The sequence below is a fragment of the Pseudomonas sp. MWU318 genome (assembly GCF_016756945.1).
GTDB classification, from domain to species: Bacteria; Pseudomonadota; Gammaproteobacteria; order Pseudomonadales; family Pseudomonadaceae; genus Aquipseudomonas; species Aquipseudomonas putida_A.
The window spans coordinates 111,092-128,252 of record NZ_JAESJL010000013.1 but is presented as its reverse complement, the minus strand read 5'-3'; the positions used below and the strand labels follow the sequence as shown (position 1 = coordinate 128,252).

Genomic DNA, 17,161 nt, shown 5'->3' with positions numbered 1-17,161 from the left:
AAGGCAGGTGCGCCATGACCAGGAACCTTGACGACTACAACCGCATGCGCGACTTTTCCGCGACGTCGGAACCCGCCGCGGTCAAACGCCGAGGCCGCAGCAAGGCCACTGAGCATGCGCGGCAGTTCTGCATCCAGAAGCACGACGCTTCGCACCTGCATTACGACTTTCGCCTCGAACTCGATGGTGCGCTGAAGAGCTGGGCGGTGCCCAAGGGCCCGTCGCTCGATCCCAAGGTCAAGCGTCTGGCGGTGCACGTCGAAGACCATCCGCTGGACTACGCGACCTTCGAGGGCAGCATCCCCGAGGGGCATTACGGTGCGGGCGATGTGATCGTCTGGGATCGTGGTGTGTGGATTCCGCAGGAGGATCCAGCCAAGGCCTACGCCAAGGGCAAACTCAAGTTCGAACTGCAAGGCGAAAAGCTCTCCGGGATCTGGAATCTGGTGCGCACGCACATGCCGGGCAAGAAGGAAAACTGGTTTCTGATCAAACATCAGGACAGTGCTGCGCGCCCGCAGGACGACTACGATGTGCTCAGTGCGGAGCCGGACAGCGTGCTCAGCGAACGCACCCTGATCAGCAAACCCAAGCTCGCCGCCGAGCAAGCCAAGCCAGTGAAGAAGTCCCCGGCGAAACCGCGTAAAGCGGCGTCCGGGACGCTCACGGGTGCGCGCAAGGCCAAACTGCCGACGCAGCTCAAACCGGAACTGGCGACCCTGGTCGACAGTGCACCCGAAGGACACTGGAGTTACGAGATCAAATTCGACGGCTACCGGATCATGGCGCGCATCGATCACGATCAGGTGCAACTCTTCACCCGCAACGGTCACGACTGGACGCACAAACTGCCGCAACAGGCGCAAGCCCTGGCCGATTTGGGGCTGGAATCGGCGTGGCTGGACGGCGAAGTGGTGGTCACCAACGAGCGCGGTGTACCGGACTTTCAGGCGCTGCAAAACGCCTTCGAAGCCGGGCGCAGCGCCAGCATCATGTACTACCTGTTCGACATGCCGTACCTCAACGGCGTCGACCTGCGCGAAGTGCCGGTCGAGGAGCGCCGCGCTGCGCTGTCCACGGTACTCGGTGGGCATGAGCAGCCGTTGCTGCGCTTCTCCGAAGCCTTCGATGAAACGGCGGACGCACTGCTCAACAGCGCCTGTCAGATGCAGATGGAGGGGCTGATCGGCAAACGCCTCGGCTCGCCCTACGTGTCGCGGCGCAGTAGTGACTGGATCAAGCTCAAGTGCAAGCATCGGCAGGAATTCGTGGTCGTCGGCTACACCGATCCGAAAGGCGCGCGCAGTGCCTTCGGCGCGTTGCTGCTGGGGCTGCATGATCGCGACAGTGGCGAGTTGCGCTATGCCGGCAAGGTCGGCACCGGTTTCAACGAAACCACACTGAAAAGCATCCTGGCCCAGCTCAAGCCGTTGCAGGTGAAGAAGGCTGCGGTGGTCAATCCACTGAGCGGCTTCGAGGCCAAAGGCGTGCACTGGCTCAAACCGAAACTGTTGGCAGAAGTGGCGTTCGCCGAAATGACCAAGGACGGTTCGGTACGTCACGCCGTGTTCCATGGTCTGCGCAATGACAAACCGGCCAGGTCGATTACCGAGGAGCGCGCGAAACCCGTGAAGACTTCAGCGAAAGCCACCCCGTCGAAAAAAGCTGCCTCGTCGAAGAAAGCTGCAGAATCAAAGAAAGCTGCTGAGTCGAAGAAAGCCGAACCGGCGCCGTCCCAGCTGGGGCTGGCCAGTGGCAAAGTGCGCATTACCCATCCCGATCGGGTGATCGATGCGGTCAGCGGCACCACCAAGATGCAACTGGCCGAGTATTACGCCAGCGTCGCCGAGTGGATTCTGCCGCAGCTCAAGGATCGCCCGGTCGCGCTGGTGCGGGCGCCGGACGGAATTGCCGGCGAACTGTTTTTCCAGAAAAACGCCGAGCGCCTGGCGATTCCCGGCATTACCACACTGGACAAGGACGTCACCGGGCAACCGGTGATGCTGATCAACAATGCCGAAGCACTGATCGGCGCGGTGCAGATGAGCACGGTCGAGCTGCACACCTGGAACGCCACCACCGTCGATCTGGACAAGCCTGATCGCTTCGTCCTCGACCTCGATCCGGATCCCGCGCTGCCGTGGAAAAGCATGGTCGAAGCCACCGCGTTGACCCTGACCGTACTGGATGAACTGGGGCTCAAGGCGTTTCTCAAGACCAGCGGTGGCAAGGGCATTCACCTGGTGGTGCCGTTGACCCGCAAACATGGCTGGGATGAGGTCAAGGACTTCAGTCACGCGATCGTCAGCCATATGGCGAACCTGCTGCCGGAACGCTTTTCCGCAGTGTCCGGGCCGAAAAATCGTGTCGGGCGGATCTTCATCGACTACCTGCGCAACGGCCTGGGCGCCACCACCATTTGTGCCTACGCCGCGCGCACCCGAGAGGGGCTGCCGGTGTCCGTGCCGCTGTTTCGCGAGGAAGTGGCCGAGATCAAGGGCGGCAATCAGTGGAACATCAGCAATGTCCATGAGCGTCTGAACGAAATCGGCGATGAGCCGTGGGCCGACCTGAAGAAAACCCGCCAGAGCATCACCGCGGAGATGCGCAAGCGGGTTGGCATGAAAAAATGATCAGGTGTCGCGCAGCAAGTCGTGAGCGTTGAGCAGCTCGAAAGCGATTTCGGGGCGGTTGTTCAGGCCTCGGCGAATGGCCGCCGGAATTGACTTGCGGGTCTTGCGGCACAGTCCCGGGAGCGCCTCGATCTGAATCTCGATGCCGAGCATGCTGCGCACTTCATGAAAGCCCGGGGAGATTTCCACCCGCAGGCCCAACTGTTCGTGCATGCGCTGTTGCAGATGCCGCAAGTCCGCAAGGTCTTCGAGTTGTTCCAGGCGTGCGAGGAGGATTTTTTCCTGCTCGCGGGTCAGGCGCAGAATGCGCAGATCCGTGCCCGGCGTTTCCAGCAACGCGTCGCGCCCGCAATCGCAGGCGCCGGGCGGGCAGGGTGAGCGCAAAGGCGCAGGAGGCGCAAGAGTCGTCATGGCCTCCATCATAGAGGCCGTAAGACGGTTTTGCCTATGTGCCCTCAGCTGCCGTCCATCGGCCGCTGCGTCCCTGGCAACTACTGATTCAGGCCTTCGTAATGCACCAGAATCGCGTTGGCGAGGTCTTCATCGCTGGCATTGAGGCCAGGGTTGTCGTGCCGCACCTGTTGCAGTACCGACTCAAGATAAACCCCACGGATGGCCCCGCCGCTGGCGACGAACGCTGACAGGTCGTCGCGCGCCGGGATCACCATTTTGTGATCCTTGAAGGTCGAGTACAGGGACGCGGAAACGCCCGCTGAGGTGGCGACATCGCCGGCGTCGACACGGGCCAGAGCCGAGCCGACAGGGAGGCAGAGCAGGAGAGAAGAAATGAGCACTAACTTGCGCATGACGATGTTCCTCCACAAGCGCGAAGCAAAAAGGAAGGACTACATAATCTCAGAGGTGCGACCTTTGCCGGAGTTCCATTCGAACGTGTGGATACTTGCTGAAACGCTCTGAAGCGGCACATCTGCACAAATAAGCTTAACTGAAATCCTGAACGGCGCATTCCGGCGCGCCTCAGGGGAGGAACCCACCGTGTCGATCAAATTGCGTTTGCTGCTGCTGATTGCCACCAGTCTGTTGACGGCGCTGATTGTGAGTCTGGTCAGCTATGTGGGGAATACGCGCATGTCTGCAGCGGTGAACGACAACGCGGTGAGCATGACCGCGCTGCGCAATCACATGGAAGCCGACATGATGCACGACGCGCTGCGGGCCGACGTGTATTCGGCGATGCTGGTGGGCCTGGGCAAAAGTACCGGCACGGCCGCAGAGGTGCGGGACTCGATCAACGAGCACGCTACGCATTTTCGCGAAGTGCTGGATGAAAACCTCAAATTGCCGGTCAACCCGACGATCAAGTCTGCGCTGGAACACATAAAACCCAGCCTGGACACCTACATTGCAGCGGCCGAGCGCATTGTCGGCCTGGCATTGGACAACCCGGATAGCGCGCAACGGGAGCTGGGCACGTTCAACAGCGCCTTCAGTCAGCTTGAAGAGCAGATGGCGGCCCTTAGCGAACTGATCGAAAGCAACACCCGTGACACCAGCCAGGCCACCGAAAGCGCCATTCGCAATGCCAATATCGCCCTCGGTGTGGTGTTGCTCGCCAGTCTGTTGCTGTTATTGGGGCAAGGGCGTTGGGTGACTCGCAGCATCATGGGGCCGCTGAAATCCGCTAACCAGATCGCGCAAAGCATTGCCCACGGCAACCTCAGCGAACCGATCAGCGAGCCGACCGGCAAGGACGAGGCCAGTACGCTGATCCGCAGTCTGGCGACCATGCAGCGTGACCTGCGCAACATGATCGATGTCGTTCGGCGCAACGCCCATGGGGTCAGCGGCATGAGCGAGCAGTTGAGCCACGGCTGCCATCAGGTCGCTGACAGCAGTCAGCAACAAAGCGCCGCGGCCGGCACCATGGCCGCCGCCGCGAGCCAGATGACCGCCAGCATCGAGGAAATCACCCGTCATGCCGAGCGCGCGCTGGGCATGGCCAATCAGGCCGAGTCGCTGGCCAAGAGCGGCGGACAGGTGATCCATCAGGTGGTCAGCGACATGGACGACATCGCCCGCTCGGCGCAACAGTCGGCGCAGGTGATCCGTACGCTGGATCAGGAATCCGAAGGCATCTTCAACATCATTCAGGTGATCAAGAGCATCGCCGACCAGACCAACCTGCTGGCACTCAACGCCGCCATCGAGGCGGCGCGGGCCGGCGAGCAGGGCCGGGGTTTTGCCGTGGTTGCCGACGAAGTGCGCAGCCTGGCGGCACGCACCAGTGCCTCAACTCAGGAAATCGCTGCGATGGTTGCACGGATCCAAAACAGCACCCGCGAGGCGGTGAGCAGCATGGAGGCCGGGGTGGCCCAGGTGGACAAGGGCATGGCGGTCACGGCTGAAGTCGAACGAGCGATACGCGAAATCCTCGACGCCACCCTCAGCACCACGCAACTGGTCAACGACATCACCCGCACCATTGGCGAGCAAAGCCAGGCCAGCAACGAAATAGCCCATCAGGTGGAAATGATCGCCGGGATGTCCGAGGGCAACAGCAAAGTGATCGGGCAGACGGCCAATACCACCGATGAACTGTCGAGTCTGGCGGGGGCGTTGGCGTTGTCGGTGGATCGGTTTCGGTTGTAGCGCCGCCATCGCGAGAGCAGCCCATTCCCTGTAGGAGTGAGCCTGCTCGCGATGGAGCCAGCCCAGCCACCACAGGTTTCTGAATCATGTTCAGCCCAAACCGGCCGATAACGCCCAGAGCGGAAAAAGACTCTCAAGTCGGGAACAGACGCGCGGGTTTGCCCTGACGTGATATTCTTCGCGCCAACTTGGTTTGACCTTATTCGGTTTGCCTGCCTTTGGGGCGGGCTGACGGAATCCCTGTCGCTCAAGTAGCTGAAGCCAATAATGATAAGAAGTCAGTTCAGAAGGGACATTAACTGAGGTCGATGCGGTACGTCGGCCTTGTGTGCCCACCCGTCAAAATTGAAGTGTGCCGGAATCTGCGACGCGAGCCTGAGCGTCATCAAAGCGGATCGCATACAGATAACAGCGGCGGGCGGAAGGCGTTTTATCATAGGTGCAACGGATGTTTAAGAAAGTGAACACAGCCTTGCTCGGGCTGGCTTTGGCGATGGGGATGTCGTCCGCCAATGCTGCAGAAGCAAAGAAAGTCGACGTTCTGCTGATCGGCGGCGGCATCATGAGCACCACCCTGGGTGTGTGGATCAATGAGCTGGAGCCAAGCTGGTCGATGGAAATGGTCGAGCGCCTCGACGGCGTCGCCCTGGAAAGCTCCAACGGCTGGAACAACGCCGGTACCGGTCACTCCGCCCTGGCTGAGCTGAACTACACCCCGGAAGACGACAAAGGTAACGTGACGATCCCGAAAGCTGTCGAGATCAATGAAGCGTTCCAGGTGTCCCGTCAGTTCTGGGCCTGGCAGGTTCAGCAAGGCGTTCTGAAGAACCCTCGCTCGTTCATCAACACCACGCCGCACATGAGCTTCGTGTGGGGCGATGACAACATCAAGTTCCTGAAAAAGCGCTACGAAGCCCTGCAAGCGAGCCCGCTGTTCGCCGGCATGCAGTACTCCGAAGACCCGGCTGTGATCAAGAAGTGGGTCCCGCTGATGATGGAAGGGCGTGACCCGAACCAGAAAATCGCGGCCACCTGGAGCCCGCTGGGTACCGACATGAACTTCGGCGAAATCACCCGCCAGTTCGCCGGTTACCTGCAGACCAAGCCTAACTTCGACCTGAAGCTGTCGAGTGAAGTCGAAGACATCACCAAGAACGCCGACGGCACCTGGCGCGTCAGCTACAAAAACCTGAAAGACGGCACCAAGACCGAAACCGACGCCAAGTTCGTGTTCATCGGCGCTGGTGGCGGCGCTCTGCACCTGCTGCAGAAGTCGGGCATTCCTGAAGCCAAGGAATACGCTGGCTTCCCGGTCGGCGGCTCGTTCCTGGTGACCGATAACCCGGCCATCGCCGAGCAGCACCTGGCCAAGGCCTACGGTAAAGCTTCGGTTGGCGCACCGCCGATGTCGGTTCCGCACCTGGACACCCGTGTTCTGGACGGCAAGCGCGTCATCCTGTTCGGCCCATTCGCGACCTTCAGCACCAAGTTCCTCAAAGAAGGCTCGTACCTGGACCTGCTGACCAGCACCACCACCCACAACATCTGGCCGATGACCAAGGTCGGCATCAAGGAATACCCGCTGGTCGAGTACCTGGCCGGTCAACTGATGCTGTCGGATGAAGACCGTCTGAACGCGCTGAAGGAATACTTCCCGAACGCCAAAGCCGAAGACTGGCGCCTGTGGCAAGCCGGCCAGCGCGTGCAAATCATCAAGCGTGATGAAGCCGCTGGCGGCGTGCTGAAACTGGGCACCGAAATCGTTGCTGCACAAGACGGCTCCATCGCCGGCCTGCTGGGCGCATCGCCAGGCGCGTCGACCGCTGCACCGATCATGCTGAGCGTGCTGCAGAAAGTCTTCAAAGACAAAGTCGCGACCCCTGAGTGGCAAGCCAAGCTGCACCAGATCGTTCCAAGCTACGGCACTCAGCTGAACAACGATCCGGCCAAAGTGGCACAAGAGTGGGCGTACACCGCCAAGATCCTCGAACTGCCAACGCCTCCGGTCATCGGTCAGGCTGCTGCTCCGGCTGCACCAGCAGCTGAAAAAGCTGAAGCACCGAAGGAAAATGCTGCACGTGACATGGCTCTGTAACTAGACGCCAGATACGCAAAAGCCCACTGAACCGGTAACGGTCAGTGGGCTTTTTCATGCCCCAAATCCTGTAGGAGCTGCCGCAGGCTGCGATCTTTTGACTTTGATTTTCAAAAAAAAGATCAAAAGATCGCAGCCTGCGGCAGCTCCTACACAGGTTTTGCGTTTGCCAGATAGGCACCAAGCCGCCGCCCCATATCTTCGCCGAGGGCCTGCAACCCGCTCAACGGCCGCACCATCACCTCGAACTCTACAATTTTCCCGCTCTCATCGAAGCGAATCATGTCGATCCCCTTCAGTTCTTTCGTCCCCACCTTGGCACTGAACTCCAGCACCACATTCAAACCATCGGCAGTCACCAGTTCGCGGTGGTATTTGAAATCTTCAAACACGTCGAATACGGTGTTGAGGATCATCGTCACCACTGGCGCGCCGGGGTAGGGCGAGTGGGCCATGGGCGAGCGAAACACCGCGTTCGGGTCGAGCAGTTCGGGCAAGGCCTTGAGGTTGCCGGTGCGGATCATCTCGTGCCAGCGCCTCAGGGATTCGGCGGCGTTGGGGTGCAGGTTCAGTTCGGACATTGACCACTCCTGGAATTGTTGTTGTTCTTCGCGCGACGGCAATCACTCTAGTTCAAAGCGGCGGATCTCGAACCGTTGTGTGCCGATCTGAATACCAGAGCATGGCCGGAGCGGATCAGATGGGCATCTGATCCGTATTTTTCTGTTGGATCTGCCTCTGTAACCGGCTCAGTCAGGCGCTCAGAATAGCCCGGCAATTCGGTCGCCCGCGGCAGCCCTTCATCCCGAAGCGCCCGGTGCACCGCAAGCTCAACATTAAGGAGAGCAGCATGAACAAAATGGCGATTTTCCTCGGTGGGTTTCTGACGTTGACCATTCTGATCGGAATGCTTGCGACGATTTCTCCGGTCTGAACCCCGGTCGTTTTACACCAGACTCCAGCGCCCTTTTTGTCGAAGGGCGCAACTGTTTCTACTGCGCTGTAACTTCTCGCATCACACCGAACTGGACTGAACCGGGAGGCGGCGCAAGCGATTGAGGGTGTCTGTACCGGCCTCTTCGCGAGCAAGCCCGCTCCCACATGGATTTGTGAACAACACAGATCCAGTGTGGGAGCGGGCTTGCTCGCGAAGAGGCCAGTAGCGTCACTGAAACCTCTCAAGCGAATCAAGGCGCCCCGAACACCATCGTCCAGTAAACCCCTTCATCACTGCGCGCCTCACTGGCGAACCCGGCACCGACCTGAGTGAACATCGGGTTCATCAAGTTGGCGCAATGGCCGGGGCTGGCCAGCCATCCGGCCATCGCCTTGCCCGGTGAGCTCTGCCCGGCGGCGATATTTTCGCCGATCTGCCGTCCCCGATAACCCGCTGCCCGGGCGCGATCCGCCGGCAGGTCGCCGTCCGGGTCGCGGTGGGCGAAATAGTTGCCGTAGGCCATGGCTTTGCTGTGGCCTTGTGCGGCGGCGCCCAGCGCGGCGTTCCAGCTCAGGGGGCGGGCGGCGGCGAAGCGTTGGCGCCCGCACATCCGTGGTCGTGCCCGGGCGGCGTTGACTTCGGCGAGCAGGGCCTTGCCGACGCTGCGGTTGTCGCCGACACGACTGTCGAGCACCGGTTGCGCCAGCACCACTTGCCATTCACCACGGGAGCGGCTGACGCCGATGTCGGCGTACTGGGTGTCAAGCAGCGCGCTGCAGTGGCTGTCTTGTAACTGCTCAAAGGCTTCCTCGGCATCCCCGGCCCCAATGATGTGGATACTGCGTACCGCCACCGCCGAATAACCCGAGGACTTCAACGTCTCGCGCAAACCACCGCCGTAGCCATAGCCGATCGGCAACGCCAGGTTCGATTTCAGCGACAGTGGTGCCAGGCGCTGGGCCGGGCGGCGGTCGCAGCGTTGCGGATGGGCGCGGTAGTCGTTGATCGCGGCCACCAGTTGCCGCTCCTCGCTGGCGTGGGTGGTCTCGGTGAACAGTGGGGCAAGGATCAGCAGGCACAGCGAAACGAAGCGTGATGAGCGAACGACATGGCGCATGGGACGGCAGACTCAGGGAAAAGGACAGTGCTGAAGTGGGCAGCCGCGAATTGCGGCGCCACTAGGACTGGGCTTTTCGGACTTGGTTCATGCTGGCCACCTGGCTTTTTTGCAGGGCTGATGCGGGGCAGGCGAGCCGGACTTTGTGTTGTCTGAACTGGCCCCTTCGCGAGCAAGCTCGCTCCCACCTTGGCAATGCGTACCTCTGTGGGAGCGAGCTTGCTCGCGAAGGGGCCAGTTCAGCCAACGCAATAATCGACTATCAGCGATTGAGCATTTCCTGGATCCACTGCAGATACTGCGCCCGCTCGGAAATCGAGTTGTGCCCTGAATCCGGCACCACCCGCAGGGTCGCCACGCCTTTGGGGAAACTCTTCAGCAGTCGTTGTGTGCTGGCCAGAGGAATCACCTCATCATCGCTGGCCGCCAACAGCAACGTCGGCACACGAATGTGCGCGGCATAGCGGCCCGACTCGAAGCGATCCTTCAGCAGCCATTTCACCGGCAGCCACGGATATTGGCGGACGGCGATATCTTCGAGGCTGTTGTACGGCGTCACCAGAATCAATATCTCCGCCGGACGCTGACTCGCCAGCCGCGCCGCCACCCCGGAACCCAGGCTGCGCCCGATCACGGCAATCTTTGGATGGCTGGCGTACACCTGATCGAACAGCGCCAACGCATCTTCGGCAATCGCTTCTTCCGAAGGTGAGCCGCTGCTGCCACCGAAGCCCCGGTAGTTCAGCAAAAACACCGCGTAGTCGGGAAAGGCTGCACTGAACGACGATAGATTGCGCGACACGTCCTCGGCATTGCCGCCGAAGTAGATCAGCGCTTTCGGCCCGGCATGCTCGCGAACGGTCACCCAGACATCAGCATCCCGCATCACCAGTTTCATCCGGGACTCCGGCGCGGTAACGGCGCTGCCGGATTGGGGAAAGTAGATCAGCGAGCGCTGAAAAATGAACAGCGCTGCACACAGCAACAGGTAGAGGGCGATGAGCAAGGCGACGAGTGACATCAGTTTTCTGGACATTCGGCTAACTTTAACGGGGCGCGGGTGTTCGCAGTCGCAGTGTAGTCCAGCGAATCGGGCCGACCGCCGTCGCACACAACGTGCAACAGATTCACGCAGCAGGGGAACCCGCATGAGCCACACTGAGGGTTGTTCCCGGCGCCGCTTGCTTACGCTGGCTGCCGGGGTTTCGGCGGTCTTGACCTTTGACCGGGCGTTGGCCACTGCCATCACGCCGACTGCCACTTCGCCCAGCACGGCAGGAGACCAGACCATGCAGACCCGCGCCATCCCTTCCAGCTCCGAGCCTCTGCCAATGGTGGGCCTGGGCACGTATCGCGGCTTCGACGTTGCCCCCGGCGATCCGGCTTATAAGCTATTGCCAGCAGTGCTCGACGAGCTGTTCAAAAAGGGTGGCACGTTGATCGACAGCTCGCCGATGTATGGCCGCGCCGAGCAAACCAGTGGCGAGCTGCTATCGATTCACGAACCGCGTTCACCCGCGTTTCTGGCGACCAAGGTCTGGACCCGCGGGCGCAAGGAGGGCATCGCACAGATGGAGCAGTCTTTCCGTCTGCTGCGCACCGAACGCATCGACCTGATGCAGATCCATAACCTGCTGGACTGGCAAACCCATCTGCCGACCCTGCGCGAATGGAAAACCGAGGGACGCATTCGCTACATCGGCATCACCCATTACACGCCCTCGGCCTATGAAGAAGTCGAAGCTGTACTCAAGGCCGAACAGCTCGACTTTTTACAGATCAACTACGCCCTCGACGACCGTGGCGTGGAGAAACGCATTCTGCCGCTGTGCCGTGCGCGCGGGGTGGCGGTGATCTGCAATCGGCCGTTCGGCGGTGGCGGGTTGCTCGCGCGGCTCAAGGGCAAATCGTTGCCGGCCTGGGTCTCGGACGTGCAGGTCAACAGCTGGCCGCAACTGGCGTTGAAGTTCCTACTGTCGCACCCGGCGGTGACTTGCGTGATTCCCGGCACCGGCAATCCGCGCTACATGGCCGACAACGCTGGCGCCGGATTCGGGCCGATGCTCACCGATGCGCAGCGGCATCAGTTGATTGCGCTGCTGGGGTAGGCGGTCAACCGCGATACCGCAACGCCTCCACCAACAGCGCAAACGCCGGCGCCGCCTGTCGTCGGCTCGGGTAGTACAGGTGGTAACCGGCAAACGTCGGGCACCAGTCTGCCAGCACTTGCTCCAGACGTCCGTCGGCCAGATGCGGCGCGACGATGTTTTCCGGAATGTAGCTGAGGCCGAAACCATCCAGTGCGGCGTCGAGCAGCGGGTAGACGCCATTCAGCGTGACTTGCCCGGACACTCGCACCTTGAGGCTTTCGTCACCCTTCTCGAATTCCCAGGTGTACAGCCCGCCGTTGGTGGGCAGGCGCAGGTTGTTGCAGGCGTGGTCGGTCAAATCTCTTGGTGTTTGCGGGCGTGTACGGTTGGCGAAATAGGCCGGGGAGCCGACTACCGCCATGCGCATGTCGGGGCCGATGCGGGTGGCGATCATGCCTTGGGCCACGTCTTCGCCCAGCCGAATGCCGGCGTCGAAGCCTTGTCCGGCGATGTCGACGAAACCGTAATCGCAGATCACCTCGACGGCGATGTCCGGATACTGGGGCAGGAATTCCTTGAGCACCGGGCGCAGCAGCCAGTTCAGCGAATGGTCGGTGGCGCTGATGCGGATCCGGCCGGCCGGGGTTTCGCGCAGGTTGCTCAGGGCCGCCAGTTCCTGTTCGATCTCTTCGAAGCGCGGGCCGATGGTCTGCAGCAAATGTTCGCCAGCCTCGGTGGGTGAGACGCTGCGCGTGGTGCGGGTCAGCAGGCGCAGGCCCAGGCGCGCTTCAAGGGCGCGGATGGTATGGCTGAGCGCCGATTGCGAGACGCCGAGTTTGGCTGCGGCTTTGGTGAAGCTGCGCTCGCGGGCCACGGCAAGGAAGGCGAGCAGGTCACTGGCGTTTTCTCGAAGCATTAATGAGTGTCCTGCATAAGTTTTTTCGAATTCTAGTCGATTATCTAAAGAATACGGCCCGCTAAAGTGACGCAAGTTCCCTGTAGGAGCTGCCGCAGGCTGCGATCTTTTGATTTTGTTTTTCAGGATCAAGATCAAAAGATCGCAGCCTGCGGCAGCTCCTACAGGGAGATTCTGTATAAATCTGGAGTTTTGCGATGAATTCGATTGCTGATACTGAGCACGCCCCGGGGGTAACTGTTACCACAAATGGTTCGCAGCCCTCAGCCAAAGGCCCGGCAGACTGGTTCACCGGCACTGTGCGGGTCGATGCACCGTTCAAAGGCAGCGATGCCGCGCGTGTCAGCGGCGCCACGGTGACCTTCGAGCCCGGCGCACGCACCGCGTGGCATACCCATCCGTTGGGTCAGACGCTGATCGTCACCGCCGGTTCAGGTTTTGTGCAGGAGTGGGGTCAGCCGGTTCGACAGATCCGTCCCGGCGATACGGTGTGGATCGCGCCGCAGGTGAAGCACTGGCATGGCGCCGCGCCGACCACGGCGATGACGCACATTGCGATTGCCGAAGTGCTGGACGGTGAAGTGGTGGAGTGGATGGAGCAGGTGAGCGCGGCGCAGTACCCGAACTGACCTCTGTAGGAGCTGCCGCAGGCTGCGATCTTTTGATCTTGATCTTCAAAAACCAGGTCAAAAGATCGCAGCCTGCGGCAGCTCCTACAGGGAGTCAGATCATCGGCGGCAAGGAAGAGAGGATCTTGTCGAGGGTGATCGGATACTCGCGCACCCGCGCCCCGGTGGCGTTGTAGATCGCATTCGCCACCGCTGCACTCACGCCGCAAATCCCCAGTTCACCCACGCCCTTGGCCTTCATCGGCGATGAAATCGGATCGGTTTCGTCGAGGAAAATCACCTCCTGATGCGGGATGTCGGCATGCACCGGCACCTCGTATCCGGCCAGGTCATGATTGACGAAAAAGCCCAGCCGTTTGTCCACCGCCAGCTCTTCCATCAGCGCCGCACCGACGCCCATGGTCATCGCGCCGATCACCTGGCTACGCGCGGCTTTCGGGTTGAGAATCCGTCCCGCTGCGCAGACGGCGAGCATGCGCCGCACGCGGACTTCGCCGGTCGCTGCATCCACCGCAACCTCCACGAAATGCGCGCCGAAGGTCGACTGCTGATACTGCTTGGCGAGGTCTGCGAATTCGATGCTGTCCTCGGCCTCGACCACGCCATCTTTTGCCGCATCACGCAGCGAGAGGGCCTTGCCGCCGGCGCGCACCTGACCGTCGGCGAACTCGACGTCACTACCGCTCATGCCCAACTTCGTCGCCACCGCTTCACGCAGTTTCATGCACGCGGCATACACCCCGGCAGTCGAGCAGTTGCCGCCGAACTGGCCACCGGAGCCGGACGATACCGGGAAGGTCGAATCCCCCAGATGCACGCTGACGTCCGCCAGTTCCACGCCCATCATCTCGGCCGCGGTCTGGGCGATGATGGTGTAGCTGCCGGTGCCGATGTCGGTCATGTCGGTTTCCACCGTGACCTTGCCGTCGCGCTCCAGCCGCACCCGGGCGCCGGACTTCAGCAGCAGGTTGTTGCGAAACGCGGCGGCAACGCCCATGCCGATCAGCCAGCGACCTTCGCGACGGCTACCGGGTGTGGCGTTGCGCTGGTTCCAGCCGAATTTCTTGGCACCGGTCTGCAGGCATTCGATCAGCCGTCTCTGGGAGAACGGACGCTCGGTTTTCACCGGATCAACCTGGGTGTCATTGAGGATGCGGAACTGCACCGGGTCGAGCTTGAGCTGCTCGGCCATTTCGTCCATGGCGATCTCCAGCGCCATCAGCCCCGGTGCTTCACCCGGCGCGCGCATCGAATTGCCTTCGGGCAGATCCAGTGGCGCCCGGCGCATGGTCACCCGGCGGTTTTCCCCGGCATAAAGCAACTGACTCGGCTGCGCGGCGACTTCGACCTTGCCGTCCTTGAGGTTGCCCGACCAGCCTTCGTGGGCGATGGCGCTGAGCTTGCCGTCCGCCGTCGCGCCCATCCGAATGCGCTGGATCGTGGCCGGGCGGTGGGTGGTGTTGTTGGCCATTTGCGGGCGGGCGAGGGCGACTTTCACCGGGCGGTTGGCCAGGCGCGCACCGAGGGCGGCGAGGATCGCGTCGGCGCGAATGAACAGTTTGCCGCCGAAGCCACCGCCAATGTACGGCGAGATCAGGCGCACGTTTTCCTTGGGCAGGCCAAGGGTCGTGGCGACGTCGCCGACGCTCCAGGCGATCATCTGGTTGGAGGTCCACAAGGTCAGATGATCACCTTTCCATGCGGCCAGGGTCGCGTGCGGCTCCATCATCGCGTGGGACTGATCGGGAGTGGTGTAGGTCTGGTCGAACTGCACCGGCGCAGCGGCGAAGGCTTTGTCGAAATCGCCGTGGGTGACATCGGGCAACTCGTCGTCTTCGACGCCTTGGTCAAGCACGTTGGCCAGTTCGAACTCGCCTTTGGCCGCGACGTAGTCGACCTTGACCAGTTGCGCTGCGGCGCGGGCCTGTTCGAAGGTCTCGGCGACCACCAGCGCCACGGCCTGGTGATAGTGCTGCACCTCGGGCCCGGCGAGCAGCGGCGCCGAGTTGTATTGGCCTTTGCCAAGCTTGCCGGCATTGGCGGCGGTGACGATGGCCAGCACGCCGGGCGCCGCTTGTGCAGCGTCGAGATCGATGTGGCTGATGCGGCCCTTGGCGATGGCCGAGCCGACCATGAAACCGTAAGCATGATTCGCCACGGCCTCGTGCTGCTCGTAGGCATATGGCGCCTGACCGCTGGTTTTCAGCGGGCCTTCGATGCGGTCGGTGGGTTTGCCGACGACCTTGAGCTGGTCAATCGGGTTGGTGGTGGCGGGCGTGTCGAACTTCATGCTTCATCCCTCGCTTGCGCCAACACCGAGCCGAGCGTGCGCTCGACCAGGGTCAGTTTGAATTGGTTGTCGTGGGTTGGCGTGGCACCGTCGAGCAAGCGTTCGCTGACGGCTTTTGCGCCTTTGGGCAGCAACGCGTCGGCGGCTTCCACCCGCCACGGTTTCGGCGCAATACCGCCGACCGCCACACGGCCGCTGCCGTCCTTTTGCAGGATCAGACCGACCGACACCAGCGCGAAAGCGTACGACGAGCGATCGCGCACCTTGTGATAAATGTGCGTGCCGCCAACCGGGGCCGGCAGGGTTACCGAAGTGATGAACTCGCCGGGCGTGAGGCTGGTTTCGATGTTCGGCGTATTGCCTGGCAGTTGATGGAAATCGGCGATGGCGATGCTGCGTGTGCTGCCGTCCGGCTTCACCGTTTCAACCTGCGCATCGAGGGCGCGCATGGCAATCGCCATGTCACTCGGGTGGGTCGCGATGCAGGCGTCGCTGACGCCGATCAGCCCCAATTGACGACTGACCCCGCCAATCGCCGCGCAGCCACTGCCGGGCTGGCGTTTGTTGCAGGCCTGATTGACGTCGTAGAAGTACGGGCAGCGGGTGCGTTGCAGCAGGTTGCCGGCGGTGCTCGCCATGTTGCGCAACTGGCCCGAGGCCCCGGCGAGCAGGGCGCGGGAGAGCAACGCGTAATCCTTGCGCACGCGGCTGTCAGCGGCCAGATCGGTGTTGCGCACCAGCGCGCCGATGCGCAATCCGCCTTCAGGCGTGGCTTCGATTTGATCGAGGCCCAGGTGGTTGACGTCGATCAGGTGCAACGGGGTTTCGATGTCGAGTTTCATCAGGTCCAGCAGGTTGGTGCCACCGGCGATGAACTTCGCGCCTTCGACCTGCGCCGCCAGCGTTGCGGCTGCGGCGGGGGAATCGGCGCGGCTGTAATTGAACGCTCTCATGCTGGCACCTGCGCGACTTCAGTGATGGCTTCGATGATGTTCGAGTAGGCGCCGCAGCGGCAGATGTTGCCGCTCATGCGTTCCTGGAATTCGCTGGCGATCAGTTGCGGGGCTTCGGTCAGGCTCGGGCTGACGTGGCTGGGAATGCCCTCGCGGATTTCCTTGAGCACCGCCACCGCCGAACAGATCTGCCCCGGCGTGCAATAGCCGCACTGGTAGCCGTCATGCTTGATGAACGCGGCCTGCATCGGGTGCAGGTTGTCGGGCATGCCGAGGCCTTCGATGGTGGTGATCTCGCTGCCCTCGTGCATGACCGCAAGCGTCAGGCAGGAGTTGATTCGGCGGCCGTCGGCGATGACGGTGCAGGCACCGCACTGGCCGTGGTCGCAGCCTTTTTTGCTGCCGGTCAGGTGCAGGTGCTCGCGCAGGGCGTCGAGCAGGGTGGTGCGGTTGTCCACCTCAAGGGCTTGGGGTTTACCGTTGACGTTGATCGTCAGTTTGGCCATGGCGGGTTGCTCCAGACTGGCCGCGTAGGCCTTGAGGCTAATGAAGGGGGGCATTGCAAACGCGGTGGCGGTCACCGCGCCGAGGATCAGGAATCTTCGTCGGGAAATCGTCATGCTTCGATTCCTCTCTGGCTTAATCAGGACGGCAGGGATTGAAGGGCCCAAACGGGCGCGCCGGCATGTTTACCGGTCTCGTTCTTGGAATGACCTGCGCGGAGGGGAAAAGGTTTTTGCGGATTTGCGCTATAGAGTTATGCGCAGGATTCATTAATACGCTGGGCGACACTTGACGTTGTGGGAGCTGGCTTGCCAGCGATGAGGTCGTGTCAGTCAGCCTTTCGCATGAATGACACACCGCTATCACGGGCAAGCCCGCTCCCACAGG

General features: G+C 61.7%; 14 protein-coding genes. 5 read left to right on the top strand and 9 right to left on the bottom strand.

All coding sequences use genetic code 11. From position 1 onward, the window contains the following. Nucleotides 1–14 precede the first annotated feature (14 nt). Nucleotides 15–2,633: a DNA ligase D gene (ligD, locus tag JN524_RS25115; RefSeq protein WP_202371087.1), complete on the top strand. Its 2,619-nt coding sequence runs from the start codon at nucleotides 15–17 to the stop codon at nucleotides 2,631–2,633. On the opposite strand, the gene JN524_RS25110 is transcribed toward ligD, so the two are convergent. Both JN524_RS25110 and JN524_RS25105 read right to left on the bottom strand, forming a co-directional pair. Further along, the gene (locus JN524_RS25110) at nucleotides 2,634–3,056 is read right to left on the bottom strand and encodes a hypothetical protein (RefSeq protein ID WP_442964291.1); all 423 of its coding nucleotides are present in this window, start codon (nucleotides 3,054–3,056) and stop codon (nucleotides 2,634–2,636) included. Between the two features lie 68 nt (nucleotides 3,057–3,124). After that, entirely contained in the window at nucleotides 3,125–3,439 is a 315-nt protein-coding gene (locus JN524_RS25105; RefSeq protein ID WP_007962425.1) for a DUF2388 domain-containing protein, read from the bottom strand. Between the two features lie 190 nt (nucleotides 3,440–3,629). Here JN524_RS25105 and JN524_RS25100 point away from each other — a divergent pair, with 190 nt between their 5' ends. Both JN524_RS25100 and mqo read left to right on the top strand, forming a co-directional pair. Then, a complete protein-coding gene (locus JN524_RS25100; RefSeq protein WP_202371085.1) occupies nucleotides 3,630–5,243 on the top strand; it encodes a methyl-accepting chemotaxis protein in 1,614 nt (537 codons plus the stop codon). 448 nt (nucleotides 5,244–5,691) lie between these two features. Beyond that, nucleotides 5,692–7,338 carry a malate dehydrogenase (quinone) gene (mqo, locus tag JN524_RS25095; protein WP_007962427.1) on the top strand — a complete coding sequence of 549 codons (1,647 nt, stop codon included), beginning with the start codon at nucleotides 5,692–5,694 and terminating at the stop codon, nucleotides 7,336–7,338. Nucleotides 7,339–7,487: 149 nt separating this feature from the next. On the opposite strand, the gene JN524_RS25090 is transcribed toward mqo, so the two are convergent. From JN524_RS25090 to JN524_RS25080, 3 genes are all read right to left on the bottom strand, one after another. Beyond that, nucleotides 7,488–7,919, bottom strand: a complete 432-nt coding sequence (locus JN524_RS25090) for a nuclear transport factor 2 family protein (RefSeq protein ID WP_202371084.1) — start codon at nucleotides 7,917–7,919, stop codon at nucleotides 7,488–7,490. A gap of 606 nt (nucleotides 7,920–8,525) precedes the next feature. After that, nucleotides 8,526–9,392: a CAP domain-containing protein gene (locus JN524_RS25085; protein ID WP_202371083.1), complete on the bottom strand. Its 867-nt coding sequence runs from the start codon at nucleotides 9,390–9,392 to the stop codon at nucleotides 8,526–8,528. Between the two features lie 262 nt (nucleotides 9,393–9,654). Beyond that, on the bottom strand, nucleotides 9,655–10,428 hold the full coding sequence (locus tag JN524_RS25080) for an alpha/beta hydrolase (protein WP_202371082.1): 774 nt from the start codon (nucleotides 10,426–10,428) through the stop codon (nucleotides 9,655–9,657). A gap of 112 nt (nucleotides 10,429–10,540) precedes the next feature. Here JN524_RS25080 and JN524_RS25075 point away from each other — a divergent pair, with 112 nt between their 5' ends. Beyond that, nucleotides 10,541–11,500, top strand: coding sequence for an aldo/keto reductase (locus JN524_RS25075; RefSeq protein WP_202371081.1), 960 nt, complete (start codon nucleotides 10,541–10,543; stop codon nucleotides 11,498–11,500). 4 nt (nucleotides 11,501–11,504) lie between these two features. Here JN524_RS25075 and JN524_RS25070 read toward each other — a convergent pair whose 3' ends face one another. Then, entirely contained in the window at nucleotides 11,505–12,398 is an 894-nt protein-coding gene (locus JN524_RS25070) for a LysR family transcriptional regulator (protein ID WP_202371080.1), read from the bottom strand. Between the two features lie 197 nt (nucleotides 12,399–12,595). Here JN524_RS25070 and JN524_RS25065 point away from each other — a divergent pair, with 197 nt between their 5' ends. Then, nucleotides 12,596–13,027 carry a (R)-mandelonitrile lyase gene (locus tag JN524_RS25065; RefSeq protein ID WP_202371079.1) on the top strand — a complete coding sequence of 144 codons (432 nt, stop codon included), beginning with the start codon at nucleotides 12,596–12,598 and terminating at the stop codon, nucleotides 13,025–13,027. A gap of 94 nt (nucleotides 13,028–13,121) precedes the next feature. On the opposite strand, the gene paoC is transcribed toward JN524_RS25065, so the two are convergent. Genes paoC through paoA form a run of 3 tightly spaced genes read right to left on the bottom strand, consistent with a single transcriptional unit; the run spans nucleotide 13,122 to nucleotide 16,890 of the window. Continuing rightward, nucleotides 13,122–15,317 carry an aldehyde oxidoreductase molybdenum-binding subunit PaoC gene (paoC, locus tag JN524_RS25060; RefSeq protein WP_202371078.1) on the bottom strand — a complete coding sequence of 732 codons (2,196 nt, stop codon included), beginning with the start codon at nucleotides 15,315–15,317 and terminating at the stop codon, nucleotides 13,122–13,124. Next, complete coding sequence (locus tag JN524_RS25055; RefSeq protein ID WP_202371077.1) at nucleotides 15,314–16,270, bottom strand: FAD binding domain-containing protein; 957 nt, start codon at nucleotides 16,268–16,270, stop codon at nucleotides 15,314–15,316. Before JN524_RS25055 ends, paoC begins: the two co-directional genes overlap by 4 nt. Next, on the bottom strand, nucleotides 16,267–16,890 hold the full coding sequence (gene paoA / locus JN524_RS25050) for an aldehyde dehydrogenase iron-sulfur subunit PaoA (protein ID WP_097088855.1): 624 nt from the start codon (nucleotides 16,888–16,890) through the stop codon (nucleotides 16,267–16,269). Before paoA ends, JN524_RS25055 begins: the two co-directional genes overlap by 4 nt. Between the last annotated feature and the right edge of the window lie 271 nt (nucleotides 16,891–17,161).